This window comes from Paenibacillus sp. FSL K6-1217, assembly GCF_045040735.1.
Lineage (GTDB): Bacteria > Bacillota > Bacilli > Paenibacillales > Paenibacillaceae > Paenibacillus_AQ.
In genome coordinates, this window is the sequence record NZ_CP150271.1 from 668296 (window position 1) to 687121 (window position 18826).

General features: G+C 54.4%; 21 protein-coding genes. 16 read left to right on the forward strand and 5 right to left on the reverse strand.

Going from position 1 to position 18826, the window contains the following annotated elements; genetic code table 11:
• The first annotated feature begins 99 nt into the window (after positions 1-99).
• From MHH28_RS02680 to MHH28_RS02690, 3 genes are all read left to right on the forward strand, one after another.
• Positions 100-786 carry an NAD(P)H-dependent oxidoreductase gene (locus tag MHH28_RS02680; RefSeq protein WP_405111423.1) on the forward strand — a complete coding sequence of 229 codons (687 nt, stop codon included), beginning with the start codon at positions 100-102 and terminating at the stop codon, positions 784-786.
• Positions 787-1050: 264 nt separating this feature from the next.
• Entirely contained in the window at positions 1051-1467 is a 417-nt protein-coding gene (locus tag MHH28_RS02685; protein WP_405111426.1) for a CidA/LrgA family protein, read from the forward strand.
• The gene (locus MHH28_RS02690; protein WP_405111429.1) at positions 1464-2153 is read left to right on the forward strand and encodes an LrgB family protein; all 690 of its coding nucleotides are present in this window, start codon (positions 1464-1466) and stop codon (positions 2151-2153) included. The genes MHH28_RS02685 and MHH28_RS02690 overlap by 4 nt, the downstream gene beginning before the upstream one ends.
• Before the next feature lie 19 nt (positions 2154-2172).
• Here the strand turns inward: MHH28_RS02690 and MHH28_RS02695 are convergent, their stop codons facing one another.
• Complete coding sequence (locus tag MHH28_RS02695; protein ID WP_405111432.1) at positions 2173-3681, reverse strand: alpha-N-arabinofuranosidase; 1509 nt, start codon at positions 3679-3681, stop codon at positions 2173-2175.
• 150 nt (positions 3682-3831) lie between these two features.
• On the opposite strand from MHH28_RS02695, the gene MHH28_RS02700 reads away from it, so the two are divergent.
• Positions 3832-4734 (forward strand): ArsR/SmtB family transcription factor, encoded by a 903-nt coding sequence (locus tag MHH28_RS02700; RefSeq protein WP_405111435.1) that lies wholly within the window; start codon positions 3832-3834, stop codon positions 4732-4734.
• Between the two features lie 154 nt (positions 4735-4888).
• Positions 4889-5062 (forward strand): hypothetical protein, encoded by a 174-nt coding sequence (locus MHH28_RS02705; RefSeq protein ID WP_341140756.1) that lies wholly within the window; start codon positions 4889-4891, stop codon positions 5060-5062.
• Positions 5063-5183: 121 nt separating this feature from the next.
• Here MHH28_RS02705 and glpX read toward each other — a convergent pair whose 3' ends face one another.
• Genes glpX through MHH28_RS02720 form a run of 3 tightly spaced genes read right to left on the reverse strand, consistent with a single transcriptional unit; the run spans position 5184 to position 7685 of the window.
• Positions 5184-6179 carry a class II fructose-bisphosphatase gene (glpX, locus tag MHH28_RS02710; RefSeq protein WP_405111439.1) on the reverse strand — a complete coding sequence of 332 codons (996 nt, stop codon included), beginning with the start codon at positions 6177-6179 and terminating at the stop codon, positions 5184-5186.
• 28 nt (positions 6180-6207) lie between these two features.
• Positions 6208-7023, reverse strand: a complete 816-nt coding sequence (locus tag MHH28_RS02715) for a pyruvate, water dikinase regulatory protein (RefSeq protein ID WP_405111442.1) — start codon at positions 7021-7023, stop codon at positions 6208-6210.
• Between the two features lie 20 nt (positions 7024-7043).
• Positions 7044-7685 (reverse strand): helix-turn-helix transcriptional regulator, encoded by a 642-nt coding sequence (locus MHH28_RS02720; protein WP_405111445.1) that lies wholly within the window; start codon positions 7683-7685, stop codon positions 7044-7046.
• 229 nt (positions 7686-7914) lie between these two features.
• Here MHH28_RS02720 and MHH28_RS02725 point away from each other — a divergent pair, with 229 nt between their 5' ends.
• From MHH28_RS02725 to MHH28_RS02745, 5 genes are all read left to right on the forward strand, one after another.
• Positions 7915-8490: a putative ABC transporter permease gene (locus MHH28_RS02725; protein ID WP_405111448.1), complete on the forward strand. Its 576-nt coding sequence runs from the start codon at positions 7915-7917 to the stop codon at positions 8488-8490.
• 386 nt (positions 8491-8876) lie between these two features.
• Positions 8877-9122 carry a hypothetical protein gene (locus MHH28_RS02730; protein ID WP_405111451.1) on the forward strand — a complete coding sequence of 82 codons (246 nt, stop codon included), beginning with the start codon at positions 8877-8879 and terminating at the stop codon, positions 9120-9122.
• 55 nt (positions 9123-9177) lie between these two features.
• On the forward strand, positions 9178-9654 hold the full coding sequence (locus MHH28_RS02735) for an NUDIX domain-containing protein (protein ID WP_405111454.1): 477 nt from the start codon (positions 9178-9180) through the stop codon (positions 9652-9654).
• Positions 9655-9710: 56 nt separating this feature from the next.
• A complete protein-coding gene (locus MHH28_RS02740) occupies positions 9711-10100 on the forward strand; it encodes a DUF2809 domain-containing protein (protein ID WP_405111456.1) in 390 nt (129 codons plus the stop codon).
• Positions 10101-10220: 120 nt separating this feature from the next.
• Positions 10221-11012, forward strand: a complete 792-nt coding sequence (locus tag MHH28_RS02745; protein ID WP_405111459.1) for a lipid II flippase Amj family protein — start codon at positions 10221-10223, stop codon at positions 11010-11012.
• Positions 11013-11026: 14 nt separating this feature from the next.
• Here the strand turns inward: MHH28_RS02745 and MHH28_RS02750 are convergent, their stop codons facing one another.
• A complete protein-coding gene (locus MHH28_RS02750) occupies positions 11027-11851 on the reverse strand; it encodes a hypothetical protein (RefSeq protein WP_405111462.1) in 825 nt (274 codons plus the stop codon).
• A gap of 445 nt (positions 11852-12296) precedes the next feature.
• Between MHH28_RS02750 and MHH28_RS02755 the strand changes: the two genes are divergently transcribed.
• From MHH28_RS02755 to MHH28_RS02780, 6 genes are read left to right on the forward strand one after another with little or no spacing between them, the layout of a single operon-like run.
• Positions 12297-13298: a beta-ketoacyl-ACP synthase III gene (locus MHH28_RS02755; RefSeq protein ID WP_405111465.1), complete on the forward strand. Its 1002-nt coding sequence runs from the start codon at positions 12297-12299 to the stop codon at positions 13296-13298.
• Positions 13288-14505 (forward strand): ATP-grasp domain-containing protein, encoded by a 1218-nt coding sequence (locus MHH28_RS02760; protein WP_405111468.1) that lies wholly within the window; start codon positions 13288-13290, stop codon positions 14503-14505. The genes MHH28_RS02755 and MHH28_RS02760 overlap by 11 nt, the downstream gene beginning before the upstream one ends.
• Complete coding sequence (locus MHH28_RS02765) at positions 14502-15494, forward strand: NAD-dependent epimerase/dehydratase family protein (protein ID WP_405111471.1); 993 nt, start codon at positions 14502-14504, stop codon at positions 15492-15494. The genes MHH28_RS02760 and MHH28_RS02765 overlap by 4 nt, the downstream gene beginning before the upstream one ends.
• Positions 15491-16345 (forward strand): MBL fold metallo-hydrolase, encoded by an 855-nt coding sequence (locus MHH28_RS02770; RefSeq protein WP_405111474.1) that lies wholly within the window; start codon positions 15491-15493, stop codon positions 16343-16345. Before MHH28_RS02765 ends, MHH28_RS02770 begins: the two co-directional genes overlap by 4 nt.
• The gene (locus MHH28_RS02775; protein WP_405111477.1) at positions 16342-17658 is read left to right on the forward strand and encodes a F390 synthetase-related protein; all 1317 of its coding nucleotides are present in this window, start codon (positions 16342-16344) and stop codon (positions 17656-17658) included. The genes MHH28_RS02770 and MHH28_RS02775 overlap by 4 nt, the downstream gene beginning before the upstream one ends.
• The gene (locus tag MHH28_RS02780) at positions 17655-18800 is read left to right on the forward strand and encodes a GNAT family N-acetyltransferase (protein ID WP_405111480.1); all 1146 of its coding nucleotides are present in this window, start codon (positions 17655-17657) and stop codon (positions 18798-18800) included. Before MHH28_RS02775 ends, MHH28_RS02780 begins: the two co-directional genes overlap by 4 nt.
• Positions 18801-18826: the final 26 nt, after the last annotated feature.

Here is an 18826-nt window from a genome sequence, read left to right on the forward strand (position 1 = left end):
CGTACTTCTAAATGTGTTGTATATCTATTACTATAGGCATGGGAACAGGAAAACGTCAATTCCTTATCATGAACGGTACACAGAAAGGGAGTATGGAGGATGGAGAACACAAGCACAGCAACTGAAATGACGAAACAACAGATTCTGGCCGCCTATGAATACAGACATGCGGCCAAAGCATTCGACAGCAGCAGGAAGATCAGCGGGGAGGATTTCGGCTTCATTCTGGAAACGGGACGCCTGTCACCGAGCTCGTTCGGATTCGAGCCCTGGAAGTTTGTCGTTGTCCAGAACCCCGAGCTCCGGCAGAAGCTGCTGCCATACGCCTGGGGCGCCCAGAAGCAGCTTCCGTCCGCGAGCCATTTCGTGCTTATTCTGGCCAGACAGCCGCGTGATATGGCAGCTGGCTCGGACTATATTCAGCGCATGATGTCGGAGGTTCAGAAGCTGCCGGTTGAGATTGCAAAGGGCAAGCAGCAGGTCTACGATACATTCCTGAAGACCGATTTCGGCCTGGCTGGCAATGAGCGGGCGATCTTCGAGTGGGGGGCGCGTCAGACGTATCTGCCCCTGGGCAATATGATGACCGCAGCGGCGCTGATCGGTATCGATTCGTGTCCGATTGAAGGCTTCGATAAGCAGAAGATAGAGCAGCTTCTGGCCGATGAGGGGATTATGGACCCGGAGCATTTCGGAATCGCCTGCATGGTTGCCTTCGGCTACCGTATGACCGAACCGCGTGCCAAGACCCGACAACCCGCTTCCCAGGTGGTAGAGTGGGTCTAAGGGCGGCGTCATCAACGGGCAGGAGAACCTGCTGAGAATCTAAAAAGAAACGGGTGCAGCCCTCAAGGCAGCATCCGTTTCTTTTTGCAATCTGGAGAACCTGCGGCAGTTCCTGCTTCCGCGTCCAACGTAATGAAAGTACATAGAAGAGTCGAAAACATATTGAAAATTTACTGAAAATTCTGCTACTCTTAGGAAGTCGGCCTGCTGCCTTTAAGAGGCTGCTTGTGATCGTCATTTCAAGATTGAAGGGATTCCTGCATTATGAAAATCATCCGTATTATCGCCGAGGTCTGCTTGCTGTATGTGTTCTTCCTGGCCGGAGACTATCTGCAAGAGCTGCTGCATTTGCCGATTCCGGGCAGTATCGTGGGACTGCTGCTGCTCTTTATCCTGCTGCTGCTTAAGATTGTGCCCGTGAAGCTGATCGAGAACGGCTCGTCCTTTATTCTGGCCTATCTGCCCATGTTCTTCATCCCGGCTACCGCAGGCATTATGAACCATCTGGATATCTTCAGCGGAAGAGGTCTGCTGCTGATCGGTATTCTCGTCATCAGCAGTGTGCTGACTATGGTCGTTACGGCACATTCCAGCCAGTGGATTGCCGGCCGCAGCGTCAAACGGTTAACACGCCGGATTTACCGTGCCCGGAAGCTACACGGGAAGGGGAAGGAAGCATGAGAATTCTGCTGGCCATTGGTTTTGTGCTGATGAACGTTGTGATCTATCTGGTCATGTCCATGCTGTACAGACGCTACCGTCTTCCTGTCCTGCTGCCTGCACTTACAGCAACGTTCACGGTTGTGGTGCTGCTCCTGGGCTTCCATATCTCTTATGAGACTTATATGATCGGCGGCGACTGGATTAACCGCCTGCTGGGACCGGCGGTAGTATCGCTCGCCTATCCCTTATACAAACAGCGGCATGTGCTGTGGAAGAACCTCCCCGCCATTCTCGGCGGAACCGTCACCGGACTTGTAGTCGGAATGTTCAGCGGACTGCTGATGGCAGCCGGACTCGGCTTCTCCAAGCTGTATGTGCTGTCCATTCTGCCCAAGTCGATTACCACCGCTGTTGCGATCCAGATCTCCAGCAACCTTGGCGGAGATTCATCCTTGACCTCCGTCTTCGTGATGGTTGCCGGGTTCACCGGAGCGATTGGCGGCCCCTATATTATCAAGCTGTTCAGAATCCGCAGCGAGTCCGGGATCGGCATTGGCCTGGGCACGGCTTCTCATGCCCTCGGTACAGCCAAAGCACTGGAATACGGCGAGGAGTCAGTGTCCATGAGCTCTGTAGCCATGACGGTGTGCGCTATTGTTGGCTCCATCGCCGGACCGCTAGTCGCCTGGATCATGTACCATTAGGCTTGCAGGCATTCCGTAATCAGCCGTTCACGCGCAGCCGGATCACGTTCCAGGAAGCAGCCGGAAGCATCGCGCTCACCCGGCCGCCGTCTGCGGCTGCCGTTCCCCGGTTGTGCGGAAGCACATTCGACGGGTTGGAGCGGGTATTTGCCGCCTGAAGATCTTCATGCTCAAGAACTGTGTGCTGAATGACCTCTACAGCGCCGAAGCTCCGCAGATCTACCGCCAGCTCCATGCCTTCGCTCAAATGGCGGTTCACTGCAAAGACAGTCACCTCGCTTAGCTCCTCGTTATACACACTGACTGCTTCCAGATAAGGAACATCGGTGAAATCCTTGGAATCATATTTCGCACTTGTAATCAGCGGGTGAAGCACCGTTCCCCGGCCGTAGACAGAGGCGTGCATATAAGGATAATAAGTGGTCTGCAGCCAGAGCGGTCCGCCGTCCTCCGTCATAATCGGTGCAATGACATTGATCAGCTGGGCGATACACGCCATCTTGACCCGGTCAGCATGCTTCAGCAGGCTGATCAGGCAGCAGCCCACCACCAGCGCATCCTCCAGGGTATAGACATCCTCGAATTCAGGCGGTGCAATCTGCCAATGCTGCTCGGCACGGCTCGAACCCTGCGATTTCCACACATTCCATTCATCGAGGGACAGGTAAATCTTTTTCTTGCTTTTCTTCTTAGCCTTGATATAATCACATACTGCTGCTACGCTGTCGATGAACTGATCCATATCGAGCGACTGGGCCAGGAAATTCGCCGTATCGCCATCATTGTTATTGTAATAAGTGTGCAGCGAGAGGAAATCGACATTATCGTAGGTGAGATCCAGGACAGTAGCTTCCCATTCGGCAAAAGTACTCATATTGCTGCCCGAGCTGCCGCAGGCCACAAGCTCCAGGGAAGGGTCGACCCAGCGCATCGCTTTGGCGGTCTCGTTGGCGAGCCGTCCGTATTCAACCGCAGTCTTGGCTCCGATCTGCCAAGGTCCGTCCATTTCATTGCCCAGACACCAGGTGCGGAAATTATGCGGTGCCTTATAGCCGTGGGAGATCCGCAGGTCGCTCCAATAAGAACCGGAGGGATGGTTGCAGTATTCCACCAGATTCCTCGCAGCGTCGATGCCGCGCGTGCCCAGATTGACGGCCATCATTACCTCGGAACCGGCCAGCTTGGCCCAATCCGCGAATTCATTCGTGCCGACCTGGTTAGTCTCTGTAACCCACCAGGCAAGTTCAAGAGAGCGCTTTCGCTCCTCCTTGGATCCAACGCCATCTTCCCAGTTATAGCCGGATACGAAGTTGCCTCCCGGATAACGGATGATCGGCACGCGGAGTGCCTTGATGGCCTCAAGAGCATCACCCCGGAACCCGTTCGAGTCCGCGGTAGGATGTCCCGGCTCATAGATTCCGCCATAGACGGCACGGCCCAGATGTTCAATGAAGGAACCATACAGCCGCGGATCAACCTCGGCCAGCTTGAAGTCTTTGTCGACAATCATTTTGGATTGAATGCTCATTGTCAGAAGCTCCTTTGTGTTTGATTAATGTAATGGCTAATCGTTTCAAGCCTGTTTATGATTACATGATACGAATTACGGGACATACTAAGCAATAACTAATTTCAGGATTAACCTAATACTTAATTCAAAGAGTGCGGAGGGAAACTCATGTATTTAACGACAGATTCCGAATCGCTGAAGGTCTATGAAGCCCTGGCCAGTGAAGTGCGGCTGCGGATCATCGATCTGTTAAGCAGTGAGGAGATGCATATTAAGGAGATTGCCGCGAGGCTGTACCTCAGCAGCGCCATTGTCAGCTCGCATGTAGCCAAGCTGCAAAGGGCCGGTATCGTCAGCTCCCAGATGAAGCGGATCGATGGGGGGACGTATAAATTCTGCTCACTTTCCGCGAATTTCTTGCAGATTAAATTATCCGGGGCCAAAGGAATTGCCCGCAAGGTGGTAGAGGTGTCTGTCCCTGTCGGCCACTACACGGATCTTGCAGCTTCACCGACCTGCGGCATTGCCACCACCGAGAAGCTGATCGGGTATTATGACGACCCGCGTTATTTCCTGGACCCGCAGCGGGTCGATGCCGGGATTCTCTGGTTCGCCAAGGGATACGCAGAATATAAGGTTCCGAATTATCTGTTCATGGACCAGACGGTGCAGGAGATCGAGATTTCAATGGAGATCGGCTCGGAGGCGCCGAGTGTGAACGAGAAGTGGCCTTCGGATATCTCTTTTATGCTGAACGGCATTCCGCTTGGCAAATGGACCAGTCCCGGTGATTTCGGCGTATTGAGAGGCAGGCTGACCCCGGCTTGGTGGAAATCGGATGTCAACCAGTATGGACTGCTGAAGGTGCTTAGAATTAATGCAGGGGGAACTTATATGGACGGCCAGCAGATCTCGGCGGTTACAATTGATGAAGTGGGCTGGCAGCAGGATCAGTGGAGCTTCAGGTTTACCGCTGAAGACACCACCCGAAGGCGGGGCGGCTTAACCTTATTCGGGCGCGGCTTCGGGAATTACGAACAGGATATTGTATTTCGTGTGTATTATGAATAAGAGGGGCCCGTCCGCTGAATGACAAGTGGATGGAGAAAGGAAAAAGAAAGGGAGATGAAGCTTTGTTCGGACGGGATGTTTGCAAAAGGGGTCTGCGGGTAACTATAACTAAGTAATTCAAAACGCATAGCTTGCATAACAAGGAGGAGTTCACATGTCAGATCAATCCGGCAATGAAGCAGACATCCGCAACAAAGAGAATAAAGACGGGGATTCACTCGCGGAACGCAAAAAAATGGAAAACGGTGTGGACATTGAACCGGAAGCCGATGATTGGGAAGCCAAACCGGCCGAAACCGCACATCCCGATCCGCTCCCGAAGAATTAGGAACGCTGGAGCGGGAACAGAAGACCTATAATTGACCAGTTAGACAATCAGGGGGCAGAGGGCTGAAGTTAGCAAAGCCCTCTGCCCCCTGATGTGAATCATTCTTCCCATCCTTTTACCCTTACCCGGCTGCCATATCGACGCTCTCGCTCGTTCCTTGAGGAATCACTTTCCCGGGAAGGTAGTGGATGGTGCGCAGATAACGGATGGTACGGCTGCTCGCCCGCATAATAACGGAATGTGTCTCGGCCCGATCCTTCGATAGTTGCCGGACACCGCTCAGAAATTCTCCAGAAGCAATACCGGTGGCTGCAAAAATCACATCACCGGTTCCAGCCATATCCTCCATGGTGAGTATATGTGCAGGATGGGTAATCCCCATACTCAGGCAGCGCTGAAGGTCAACAGCGTTCTCCGGCAGCAGCCGTCCCTGTATCTCTCCCCCAAGGCAACGCAGCGCAGCGGCAGCAAGGACTCCTTCAGGCGCACCGCCTGAGCCCATGTACAGATCGACATCACTGTCAGGCAGGGCCGCCGCGATTGCACCGGCTACATCTCCATGCCCAATGAGCCGGATGCGCACGCCCAGACGCCGTAATGTAGCAATTAGTGCTTCATGCCGCTTGCGGTCGAGCACCAGTACGGTCAGATCGGATAAGGCTTTGCCGGTCAGTGCGGAGGCTCTGCGGACCGTTGTCTCATGATCGTCGTCCAGACTCAGCTTGCCGGCCAGTTCAGGGCCGCAGGCTAGCTTCTCCATGTAGATATCCGGTGCGTGAAGGAGAGTGCCTCTATCGGCAACCGCAATAATGGATTGCGCATTGTGCAGACCGGAAGCGACAACCTCTGTACCCTCCAGCGGATCTACAGCAATATCTACCGCCGGTCCGCGTTTGTTGCCTACCCGTTCTCCGATGTAGAGCATGGGCGCTTCGTCCATTTCGCCTTCACCGATAACGACCGTTCCATCAATGGATACGGAATCGAACATGGTACGAATTGCCGTTGTAGCCGCATCATCAGCGGCCATCTTGTCCCCGCGGCCGGTCCAGCGTGCTGCTGCCAGCGCCCCCAGTTCAGTCACTCTTACAATTTCCAATGCCAGCTCTCGTTCCATATTCTTCCCCTCCAGTGGTGTTCTAGTATTAATCTTCCGAATCGGCTATATAGCCCATAATGATTCCTGCGGTCTCTTCAATGGCCTTGTTGGTAATATCAATAACCGGACAGCCCAGCTTGCCGAACAATACATTGGAATACTGAATCTCTTCCTCGATTCTTGCCAGGCTAGCATATTGTGAGGTCTCCGGCAGATGCAGCGCCCTAAGCCGCTCGGAGCGGATCTTCAGCATCATCTCCGGCTTCATGGTCAGCCCGAACACCCGGTTCGGCGGCAGGGTGAACAACTGGGACGGGGGGGCCATTTCCGGGACGGCCGCCAGATTAAGGACCTTGTTGCCGCGATGCGCGAGGAAGATGCCAAGCGGCGTTTTGGAGGTGCGGGACATTCCCAGCAGTACAATATCTGCCCTGGGCAAGGCTGACAGATCCCGGCCCTCATCACAGGAGACGGTGAATTCGATGGCCTCCATACGCTTGAAATAATTGTCATCAAGCTGATGCAGCAGACCGGGCCTTGCCTGCGGCTTATCATCGAACGTATCGATGAAGGCCTGCATCATGGGACCCATCAAATCAACAATCCTCAGGTCGAGCCGGACCGCCTCTTCCCGGATGACCTCTCTCAGCTCCGGCTGCACCAGAGTATAAGCGACAAATCCGTGAAGCTGTGCAGTCTCCTCTAGCAGCTTGCGCAGCTCGTCCTCGTGTCTGACATTGCCGTATCTTCTTATCGTGACCGGACTATTCCGGAACTGGTGAATAACAGCCTGCACCACTGCCTCGGCTGTATCGCCAAGCGAGTCCGAACAAATGGTGATGAATTGTGACGAATGCTCCATTGGGTATAGGTTCCCTCCTGTCAAACGTTAAGCTCAAATTCTAAGAGAAGCTTGATAATCGCTGTCTTTGTCAGCCGTCCGATAACCTCCTGGCCCATGTCCGCCTGCTTGAATTCAGGGTGAAGGACAGGCAGGCTATCGACCTCATGAACAATCATTTTCGATGCAGCCTCCAGAACGGTATCCTCGGGGGAGACCGTCACGACCTTGGTGCGCCGGGTCATTACCATGCTAACCGGCATCGTTGCCGCAGCAGGGTTGCCTAAGGTTACCTTCAGGAAGTCCTTGCGGGAAGCGACCCCGGCCATCCGGCTCTCCTCATCGCATATCACCAGCGTCCCTACGTTCTGCAGGAACAAAGTCACTACCGCATCCTGGATGGTTGCCGTTTCACGAACGATAATCGGTGTGCTTAGAATGGCGGCAACCTTCGTCTCCTTAAGCACATCGCTGCCTTTCAGCTTCCCTGACACTTTCTTGCCCAGGAAGTACCCGACCTTCGGCTTGGCGTCAATGTATTCCAGCATGACCAGCACAGACAGGTCTGAACGAATCGTCGGGCGCGATAATTGAAGCTGCTCGGCAATCTGGTCGCCGGTGATCGGGGCGTGTTTTTTGACAATTTCAATAATCAGCAGTTGACGGGATGTCAAATCAATCACATTCTTCCTCCAGTTCCATCAGATATCGGTGATTCTCCTTTAATAATACGTATTATATGCGGATTATGCAATATATAATGTGTCATATATAAAATTTATGTGCTTATCATCTATATTATGGTCCAACACGCCAAGCCGTCTTCACTCAGATTCCCTCATAACCAGCCGCTCCCCGAGGCATACTAGCCTGGATTAGTATATTAATGGATCAGGAGGCGGCAGAATTATAATGGCAATACTGCTTATACAGAGCGGGTACAGTGCATTGGCGGCGGTGAGTCCATACTTGTTCTATTTCACTGTCTACTCGTTCATGGGGTGGGTTCTCGAAGGCAGCTATAACCTCTACAGCGCAGGTACCTTTCGCAAAGAAGGCTTTTTGAAAGGGCCGTTCAAACCCATGTATGGCTGCGCTCCCTTGCTGCTGCTGGCGGCATATGAGAGCAGGCTTCCCTTCTTGTCCTTCCTGCTGTTGGCACTGCTTATTCCATCGGCTGTGGAATTTGTCAGCGGCTGGCTGCTGAAGAGGATGTTTCGTAGACAGTGGTGGGATTATTCAGCAATGCCGTACCAGCTCAAGGGGCATATCTGCCTGAAGTTCTCGCTGTATTGGTGGGGCCTGTCACTGGCTTGCATCTATGCCATTCAGCCGATGGTTCATTCCCTGTACCGGCAGGTTGAACAGGTATGGCTGCCGCTGCTTCCCGGAGTGCTGCTGCTGTTCACAGCGGATCTGCTGTGGACCTTCCGCACCCGCCGCCGCGGGCTGCCGCTGCTGGAGGCACCGGAGCTTGGCGAAGGTTGAAGAGCTAGTGAAGAGTGGAAACATTAATATTACAAAGAACCCACAGATATCTCCGCCTTATGGCTGGAGATATTTTGGGTTATATAACCTGTCAGACAAGGAATATCATACAACCATGTCAAATATAGTGCTAACCCTGTTTATTCATCAACCGTGGAGCGGGAGGGCACATGAACAACTTTTTCAGCAAATACAGTCGGGTTATTATTATTCTTGAAACACTGCTTATTGTGGTGCTTTCACTATTGCTGATACGGGAATTCGACAAGCCCGTCCCTCTGGTCAGGGACCAGAGGAACTTGATTACTCATTTCGATCAGCTGGATTTGGACAGAATTACAGAAATGATACATAGATTTAAGGAAGGTAAGGGAGATAACCTCACCATGCTTAAATGGGGCGTTGACAGCGGGCCGTATATTCATGATTTCTACAACGATGGCAGGGTACTGCACTGGACGGTGGATAATAGCCGGGACTGGGCGGGAGACGGCGGGAAGATTGAATATGTGTGCAGAGCCATCGGGCTTGCCGAGACTCAGGAATACTATAACGTAGAGCTGACGGATTGTGAGAATCAGCCGGATGATTTCGTGGTTCATCCGGTTTCTTTCCGCAAGGATGAACTGTAGGCTGGAATTATGAAGGATATAGGGATTAATTGAAATAAAGTCAGGAGGAAACTTCATGCCAATGTCTGAGTATTACCGGGAGCTGCGCGGGAAGGCCGGCAACGGACTGTTAATGATGCCGTCTGTAGCGGCTGTAGTAAGGGATGAACAGGACAGAATTCTGCTGATCCGCAAAAAGGATGAGACGTTATGGGGCCTTCCGGCCGGAGCTATCGAACCCGGAGAGACACCGTCCAGAGCGCTGCGCAGGGAGGTATTCGAAGAGACCGGCTTAATGGTTACGCCTGAACAGATTATTGGCGTATTCGGCGGCGGGAAATACCGGTATGAATATAGCAATGGGGATCAGGTAGAGTACACGGTTATTGTATTCGAATGTGTCATTGTTAAAGGCCAGCTGAGAAGCCTGGACGGGGAAGCGGAGGAGCTGAAGTTCTTCAAGGAAGACGAGCTGCCCGGGCTAACCATCCCGTATCCCCCGAAGCTGTTCGTGCGGGATGCTGCTGGCCCAATGAAGGTTGTATTTGATTGATCTGAAATATTAAGAGTAACCATAATAAAAGCAATGATATGAAGGAGTAGTTTCGATTGCGGAATTTGGATGTACCATCCAGGATGATCTACTGCGGCGCAGTATTGTTGGCCCTATTACTGGGACTTGGGACCCGGGCATACGGGAGCCACCTGCCGCACTTTGTCAGCGAACACTTTGGGGATGCGATCTGGGCAGGGATGATCTACCTTGCCTCCCGTGTGCTGCTGATCCGGCATCCGTTATGGATGTCGCTGGGACTTAGCCTGTGCTTCAGCTTCGGAATTGAGTTCAGCCAGCTCTATCAGGCAGAATGGATTCTGCATATTCGTGCTACAACCATTGGCGGATTGATTCTCGGCCACGGCTTTCTCTGGATTGATCTGGTACGGTATACAGCCGGAATTCTGTTCTGTTGGGCGGCCGACCAAATCTTACAAAATTGATTCTGGATTAACCAGGAAGAAGAATATATATTAAGTGGGGCGATCCGGTCTGTAATAATATGGAATACGAATGCCGGTCATCTGCCGAACGCTGCTTAATATGGAGATGAGTAACCGTAAATGACGAACAGCTTAATGGTGGTATGCCTGTTGACTCTGATTATTCATACAGCGGAGACATTGTCGTATTCGGTGCGGTTTGCCGGAGTGAAGCTGAACAAGATCGCTATCGCCTTATCCCTGACCGGAATTATCGTGCTGGTCTCCAGAACTGCAAATATGGTACAAGGCCCCCTGACGGCCAAGTTCGTAGACTATGCCAAGGCTGACGACAGCTTCCCGCTGCTCAATTATCTGCGGATCATTATGCTGGCTTCTTCGCTGGGTACATTGATCGCCATCGCCTTGTTCCCGACCTTCGTAGGGCTGTTCGCAAGAGTGATCTCCAAGCTGGAGATTGAAGGCTCCATCCCCAAGCTTCTGACGAGTGTAACTGTCACCCAGCTTAAGAATACGCGCAAATATATCCGCAGACCGAAGGTCAGGCTGAGCAGCTTCCGTTATCTCGGAATTCCCAAGCGCTTCATTGTGATGAATGTCTTCGTGACGGCATTCTACACGGTAGGCGTATTATCCTCGATGTATGCGGCCAAGCTGCTGCCGGAGTTCAGCACCACCGCCTCCCAGGCATCCGGCCTGATTAACGGGATAGCAACGATACTGCTGACAGTGTTCATCGATCCGCAGCTGGGAATCATCACCCATAAAGCAACGGAGAATGAAGAGTACCGTGACCAGCTCGGGAAGATCTATGTACTCCTGATGGGCTCGCGCTTCCTGGGATCTCTGCTGGGCCAAGCCCTGCTGGTACCGGGAGCCTTCGTCATCACCTGGCTGGTGAAGCTGCTCTAAGCTTCAGGAATAAGCTACTTCGGCAGCTTCTGCTCTGCGGCACGGAGCGCCGTGCTGATCTGCTGTTCCCAGCCATACAATTGTCCGGCCATGGTACGGATCTCCTTCATCCTGCTGTAAGACAGCTTCATCGCAGCCGCAGCCTGGGTGGCGTCCCCGGCCTGGACTGCGGCCTTGTAGCGCTTGTCGGCTTCGGTTCGCTCTGATTGTGCGGCTGAGAATAGCTTGTTCTGGGCGGCGATTTGCTTCTTGAGCAGGGTGATGGGGGCAAGGGCATCCTTAGCAGGCTTGTTCTTCGCGGCAGTTAACGCTTTGGCTTCTGCCAAGGCGGAGGCCGCCTTCTTCACTTCAGCCCGTGCTGCGGTTGCGGAAGCCTTAAGCTTATTGCGCTTCAGCTCAAGCACGGTGGCACTCTTCAGATTGCTTACCTTACGGGCAGCAGTGATCTGTTTGCTGAGGGCGGTATACTGCTCAAGTAACGGAGCATGCTTCTTCTGCACCGCTTCCAAGGCAGACTTAAGCTTGGCGAGCTGAGCGGCGTTAGTAGCTTGAAGCTGCTTGTTCACGGCGGCAAGTGCAGTGTTATTCTGCTTGCGCAATTCCTGATTCCGCTGGAGGTCAGACTTCAGCGATGCCTGTAGACCCGTATAGTCTGTATACAGATTATGAATCTCGTCCAGCGCAGCATCCCACCCGGAATCGGCAGAGACACCGGACAAAGGATATGTCCACAGTGACAGTACGATCAGCAGCACAGCCATTCCTCTTACAGTTCTCCCCTGGAAAAGTGTAACTCCTCCCAAACCTCTCCGATGCGTGAAGCCAGTGAATTTAAACATTGCATTCAGCTCCTCTGATTTTAATTTGCCAATAGACATCAATAGGCATCAATAGGCATCAATAGGCATCAATAGGTACCCATACACACAAAGAAGCACCTCCAAGAAAGGCATGAACTGCCTGTCCTGCGAGGTGCTTCTCCCGCTTGCCATGTGTTATTGTGCATTTACTATAACCCCGGTGAACCTGCATAGTCAAGCATTTTTAGGAACGTTAGTTCGTGGAATGGGAATTTATCTAAATATAAGAATTTATATGTTTCACAATATATATTATCCTTCTATTTCTCGCCGAAACGGTATCGTCCTTTAAAAGGACGGCAAAGCCGTTTCCACTTGTCTTTTTGTATATGACTCTGCCGGAAAATCTAGTAGAATATATCTGTAGTTTACAATAATATATAAGGTTCGACATCTTGGTACTCACAGGAATGGGAGATGCATTATGCAGCTTAGACATGTGAAAATAAAAGGAACAGGCAAATATTTGCCGGAGCGTGTAGTCAGTGATGCAGAGCTTGATCAGATCCTTGGCACAGCACCGGGCTGGGTGAATAAAATCACGGGCGTTGGCACCCGCCATTATGCCGGCATAGATGAAACCGCCTCCTTCATGGGCGCAAGAGCCGCCGATGCGGCCCTAGCCGATGCAGGACTCAGCTTCAGTGAGGTCGATTGTCTGGTCTGTACGAGTGGAACCAAGGAGCAGCCGCTTCCGAGTACCGCCGTGTTCATTCAGCAGGCGATGGGGCAGGCGGATTCCGGTGTTCCGGCTTTTGATATCGATGCGACTTGTCTCAGCTTTCTTGTAGGGCTTGATGTGATGTCCTACATGGTACAAGCGGGCAGATATAAGAATGTGCTGCTGGTGGCCACTGAGATTGCATCGGTGGGGCTGAACTGGCAGGATAAGGAGAGCTCGGCCTTGTTCGGTGACGGAGCGGCAGCGGTGGTGATCGGACCTGCGGAGACGGGAGATTCCTCGCGGATACTCCATGCCTCACTCAAAACCTACAGCAGTGGGGCGCGTTATTCGGAGATTGCCGGAGGCGGGACCAGACTGCATCCCCAGAATTATACAGCAGAGGATGCGCTGCCTTATCTGTTCCATATGGATGGACAGGCCATATTCCGCAAAGCGTCCAAGCTGCTTCCCGATTTCATTGCTGACATGCTGAGCGCCACAGGGAATCAGATGGACGACTTCAAGCTTGTGATTCCACATCAGGGCAGTGCAATGGCGATGCGTCTCCTGCGTAAAAAGCTGGGAATTGCCGAGGACCGCTTCCTCGACAATACCGCAGGCCATGGCAATACGATTGCAGCGTCCATTCCGATGGGCCTGCATGAAGCCATCCGGCAGGGCCGGATCTCACGCGGAGACCGGATCATGCTGATCGGCACAGCGGCAGGACTGTCTCTGGGAGGCATGATTATTGATTACTGAGGCCCGCCATATTCTGATTACCGGCGGGCGCGCCCCGGTGGCCCTGGAGCTGGCAAGGCTGTTCAAGGCCGCAGGCCACCGGGTATATGTAGCGGAGAGTGCTGAGTATCACCTGTGCCGGGTATCCTCTGCCGTCGAGGCCAGCTTCCGGGTGCCTGCCCCAAGGCATCACCCGCAGGCCTATGTCCAGCGGCTGGCTGCGTTAACAGAAGAATTGGGCATTCACTGCCTGATTCCGACCTGCGAGGAGATATTCTATGTCTCTGCCGGTCTTGAGCATCTAACGGGGTGCCGCGTACTTACGTCAGAACGAAGTATTCTGGCCGGGCTGCACCATAAAGGGGAGTTCATGGTCCTGCTCCGTTCGCTCGGCTTCAAGGTCCCGGACACGGTGCTGATCAGCAGTGCAGAAGAATGGCAGAGAGCCGTGAAGCAGGCAGCGGACAGGGGGGAGCAGCGGGTCTACAAGCCTGCATACTCCCGCTTTGCCTCCAAAGTCATTCTCCCCGACCGGAAATCCGCTTCGGCTGATCCGCATAGCCGCGCCTCGGGGGGAGGACAACCTCCAGCCGGCCTATCGGCCGAGGCTCCCTGGGTGTCCCAGGAGTATATTCAAGGCAGAGCTGTTTGCACGTACAGCATTGTTCACGATGGCATAGTTGTGGCTCATGCTGCGTATGACAGCAGGTACAGGACAGGCCGGAGCGGTGCGAGTGTGTATTTTGAATCTCTTGAGCATCCTGCGTCTCTGGAATGGGTGCAGCGGTTCGCTGGAGCAACCGGCTTCAGCGGCCAGATCGGGCTGGATTTCATCGAGCCGGAGAACGGGACACTGTATCCGATTGAATGCAATCCGCGCGCAACAAGCGGTATTCATCTGTTCACACCGGAAGACGGACTGATAGAGGCGCTGCTGAATCCCGGACGGCTTGTGCAGGCGGGAACAGTGATTGTTCCGCGTTCAGCCCGCACAGCGATGCTGACGCTGCCCATGCTGGGCTGCGGGCTGAAGCCGGGACCTGGAGGAATCCGCAGCTGGCGGCGGGCGCTGCTTGGAGCAGCAGATGTGGTCTACCGCAAGGAGGACCGCCGCCCTGCCCGTGAGCAGTTCCGCGTAGTATACGCCGCCTGGAAGACAGCCAGGCGGCACCGCATCTCGATCACAGAAGCATTAACTGAAGATATAGAATGGAATGGTGAGGCATGACCAAAGCGCTGGTAACAGGTGCAACCGGATTTCTTGGACGGCATACCGCCCGGAGGCTGGCCCGGATGGGCTGGGAGGTCTACGCGCAGGGACGCAACCCGGAGCTGGGAAAGCAGTTGGAGCAGGAAGGTGCAGTGTTCCTGGCCGGGGATCTGCGTGACCCGGAGACTGCTTATAGCTTGTGCCGGGGAATGGATATTGTGTTCCATTGTGCAGCCTTGTCCTCACCCTGGGGGAAGTACAAGGAGTTCTATACATGTAATGTGGAGGCTACAAGCCATATAGTAGAAGGGTGCAAGCGTCATGGCGTAGGGAGACTGGTTCATATCTCCACACCCAGTGTGTATTCCAGCCAGCAGCACCGCTTCGGCATCCGGGAGAGTGATCCGCTTCCGGGGCGGCCGGCCAATGCTTATGCCGCTACGAAGCTGATCGCCGAGCAGATAGTCCGGCGGGCTGCAAGCGAAGGCCTTACAGCCTTCATGCTCCGGCCCAGAGCCATATTCGGCCCGATGGACAACGCCCTGTTCCCCCGGCTGCTGGCAGCGAATGAGAGCAAGGGGGTACCGCTGATGAATGGCGGACAGGCTCAGCTTGATCTCACCTGCGTAGATAATGTAGTCGATGCCATGCTGCTCTGCTGTGAAGCCCCGCTCTGTGCTTCCGGCAGCGTCTACAATATTACCAATGGTGAGCCGCTAAGGTTCGAGGAGCTGGTCACCCGGCTATTCTCACTGCTCGGGCTTCCGCTGCACACCCGGCGATTGCCCTACCCGGTAGCGTATACCGCAGCGGCCTTAATGGAGGGGATCTACAAGGTGCTGCCTATCCCGGGTGAGCCACTGCTAACCCGCTATTCTGCGGCCGCACTTGGTATATCCCAGACCCTTGATATTACACTGGCCCGCGAGCAGCTGGGCTATCAACCGCGCATAACAACAGATGAGGGACTTCGAGCCTTTGCAGAGTGGTGGAGGGAACAGCAATGATTACAGAAATTCCAGTTGGATTATCTATACTGTCAGCGGGCTATTGCCTGCATCCCGAGCTGCTGACGCTGCGGGGAGGCTCACTGAAGCCTGTTGCCTTTCCAGCAGGCTACGCCCTGATCCGGCATCCGAAATACGGGCCCATCCTATTCGATACAGGCTACAGTGCGCGCTTCTTCCAGGAGACTGCAAGCCTGCCGGCCTCTCTATACCGCAAGATCACTCCGGTAGTCTACAAGGAGGAAGAGAGTGCAGTGCGGCGCTTACAGGCAGGCGGGATATCGCCGGAGGAGGTGCGCTATGTGGTGCTGTCGCATTTTCATGCGGACCATATCGGCGGGGTACGGGATTTCCCGCAGGCGCAGTATATTTATTTGCAGAAATCTTACGATGCTGTCAGCGGGCTGGGTCCGGTACGGGCCACGAAGGCGGGATTTCTGCCGGGACTGCTCCCGGATGACTTCAGGCTCCGCTCTATGCCGGTGGATGAGACCTCGGCGAAGCGTCCGCTGCCGCAAGGCCTTCCGTTCCCGGAAGCCTATGATCTGCTCGGAGACGGCAGCCTGCTGGCGGTTGAGCTGTCCGGCCATGCCGCCGGTATGATCGGTGTCTTCGTCTCCACCGGCGAGCATGATTATCTGCTCTGCGCAGATACGGTCTGGTCCAGCCGGGCTTTCCGGGAGAACCGCAAGCCCCACCCGGCAGCAGGCTTGATCATGTCCAGCCGTAAGGAATACCACCGCAATTTCGAGCGGCTGCGCCAGATCCATGAACAATTCCCAGCCCTGCGGATTGTGCCCAGCCATTGCCGAGAGGCGCTTGCGCACTGGGGAACGGGAAGTGTGAAATGAAGCGGATCAGGCTGGTGCTCACCCATTACATTCTCACCAGGTGGGGCAGACGCTGGAAGAGCCGGGCCGCGCTGGAGCGGTGGCAGGAAAAGCGGATCAGGCGTCATGTGGACAAGGTGCGGCAGCACTCTGGATTCTACAGGGAGCTGTGGGCAGGCATTCCATCCAAGGAATGGCGCAGCTTCCCGGTGATCGGGAAGTCCGAGATGATGGAGAATTTCGATCAGCTCAATACGGCGGGCATTACGAAGGAGCAGGCCTTTGCCGAGGCCTATGAAGCGGAGAACAGCAGGAACTTCAAGCCTAAGCTGCAGGGTGTCACCGTCGGGTTGTCCTCAGGCACCTCCGGCAACCGGGGGATTTTTCTCGTTGGAGAAGCAGAGCAGGCTGCCTGGACGGGGACCGTGCTGGCGAAGCTTTTGCCGGGGGGACTGTGGAAGCGGGCGAGCATTGCTTTTTTTCTGCGGGCGAACAGCAATTTGTATGAATCTGTGAAGCAGGGACGGCTGCAGTTCCGGTATTTCGATCTGCTGGAGCCGCTCCCCCGGCTCTTGGCCCGTATGAAGGAGTACCAGCCGGATATCTGGATTGCACCGCCGTCCATGCTGCGTCTGCTGGCCGAAGCACAGCGTTCAGGCGAGTTGAAGCTGCATCCCCGCCGGATGATTGCGGTTGCGGAAGTGCTGGACCCGCTGGACCGGCAGCATATCGAGCAGACCTTCGGGCAGAAGGTGCATCAGGCCTATCAGTGTACGGAGGGCTTCCTCGGTGCGACTTGCAGTCACGGGACGCTGCATCTGAACGAAGATATTGTACATATCGAAAAAGAGCTGCTGGATGAAGGATCACGCCGGTTCGTGCCGGTCGTGACCGATTTCTCCAGAACTGTGCAGCCCATCATCCGCTACCGGCTGAACGATATTCTGACCGAAGCGGCAGAGCCGTGTCCCTGTGGTTCACTCTTTACTGCCATAGAGCGGATTGAAGGCCGCTGTGACGACATCCTGTATTTGCCGCATGCCGCAGAAGATATGCAGGTCACGGTATTCCCTGATTTTGTAACGAGGGCCGTGCTGGCGGCTTCCGCAGATATTGAGCATTACAGGGTCATCCAGCACAGCCTGACTGAGCTGGAGATCTCCTACCGGACACGAACCGGCACCGATGAAGTTACGGAGCAGCGGCTTACAGGAGAACTGACGCGCTTATTCGACAGGCTGTCCTGTATATCACCGCAGCTAATATTTACCGCCTACGACTTCGTGCCCGGCAGGGTCAAGCTGCGCCGGGTGGAGAGAAGGTGGAAGCTGTGAAGAACAGAGTGACGCTATATGACCGTGATTCTGTAAGCGGGCTGGATTGGCCGGATACAGAGTATGGGCGATACGCCCGGGAGTATCTTACACCGCTGCTGGAGCGGGGAGCGCAACCTTTTATTGCCAATGTGAGTACAATAGTTAAGGTGCTGACCATCGATGGTCTGCCCGTTCCCATTACCGTCAACGAAGCAGACTATGACAATTCGTATGTATGTTCACCGTATACCCATTATGTCAGCTATGCGCGTGAGGAGCTTGCCCTGATCAATAACCGGATGCTAGAGGGCCTGCTGTCGCTGATGCTCACTGGGATGGGCCGGATGCTGAGACAAGCACGGTTCAACCGGGTGATTCAGGTGAACAACTGGCTGCTGTCCACCAACCTGTATCCAGCCTTAAGTGCGGAGCAGCTGACGGCGATCCTCGATTACCTTAGACAGGCTTATCCGGGTTATACCTTAATGTATCGTTCGCTTAGCCGGGAGACTTCGGGAGAACTCACCGGCAGACTGCAGGAGTATGGCTGCAAGCTGGTCCCAAGCCGTCAGATCTACCTGCTGCACCCGGATACCGCCGGCTCAAAGGCCAGATGGCTGGTCAAACGTGACATGAAGCTGCTGGTGAAGCACGGCTATACTGAGGTCGGCCCGGAGGAGATCAGACAGGAAGACATTCCCCGGATCGTGGAGCTGTACAGACTGCTGTATATCGATAAATATTCGGCCTATAATCCGCAGTTCACCGAAGCCTACATTGCCCTGGCGCTGGAACGGCGGACCTTACAGATCTATGGTCTGCGCAAGGAGGGAAGACTGGATGCAGTGCTGGGCTTCTATGAGCGGGAGGGCGCGATGACTGCGCCATTGTTCGGTTATGACACGAGTCTGCCTCAGTCTGTAGGACTCTACCGTATGCTGTCCGCTGTGCTGATCGGGCTTGCAGGCAGCAGGGGCCTTCTGCTGCATGAGAGCTCCGGTGTCGGCCAGTTCAAGCGCAACCGGGGAGCGGCAGGAGCGACCGAATATTCGGCGGTGTATGACCGGGGCACCTCGCTGCTGAACCGCTGCGGCTGGTCCATTCTGGAGCTGCTGCTCCGGCGGATCGGCATGCCGCTTATTCAGAAGCTGAAGCTGTAGGCCGATTCATAACCAGTTCACTTGAG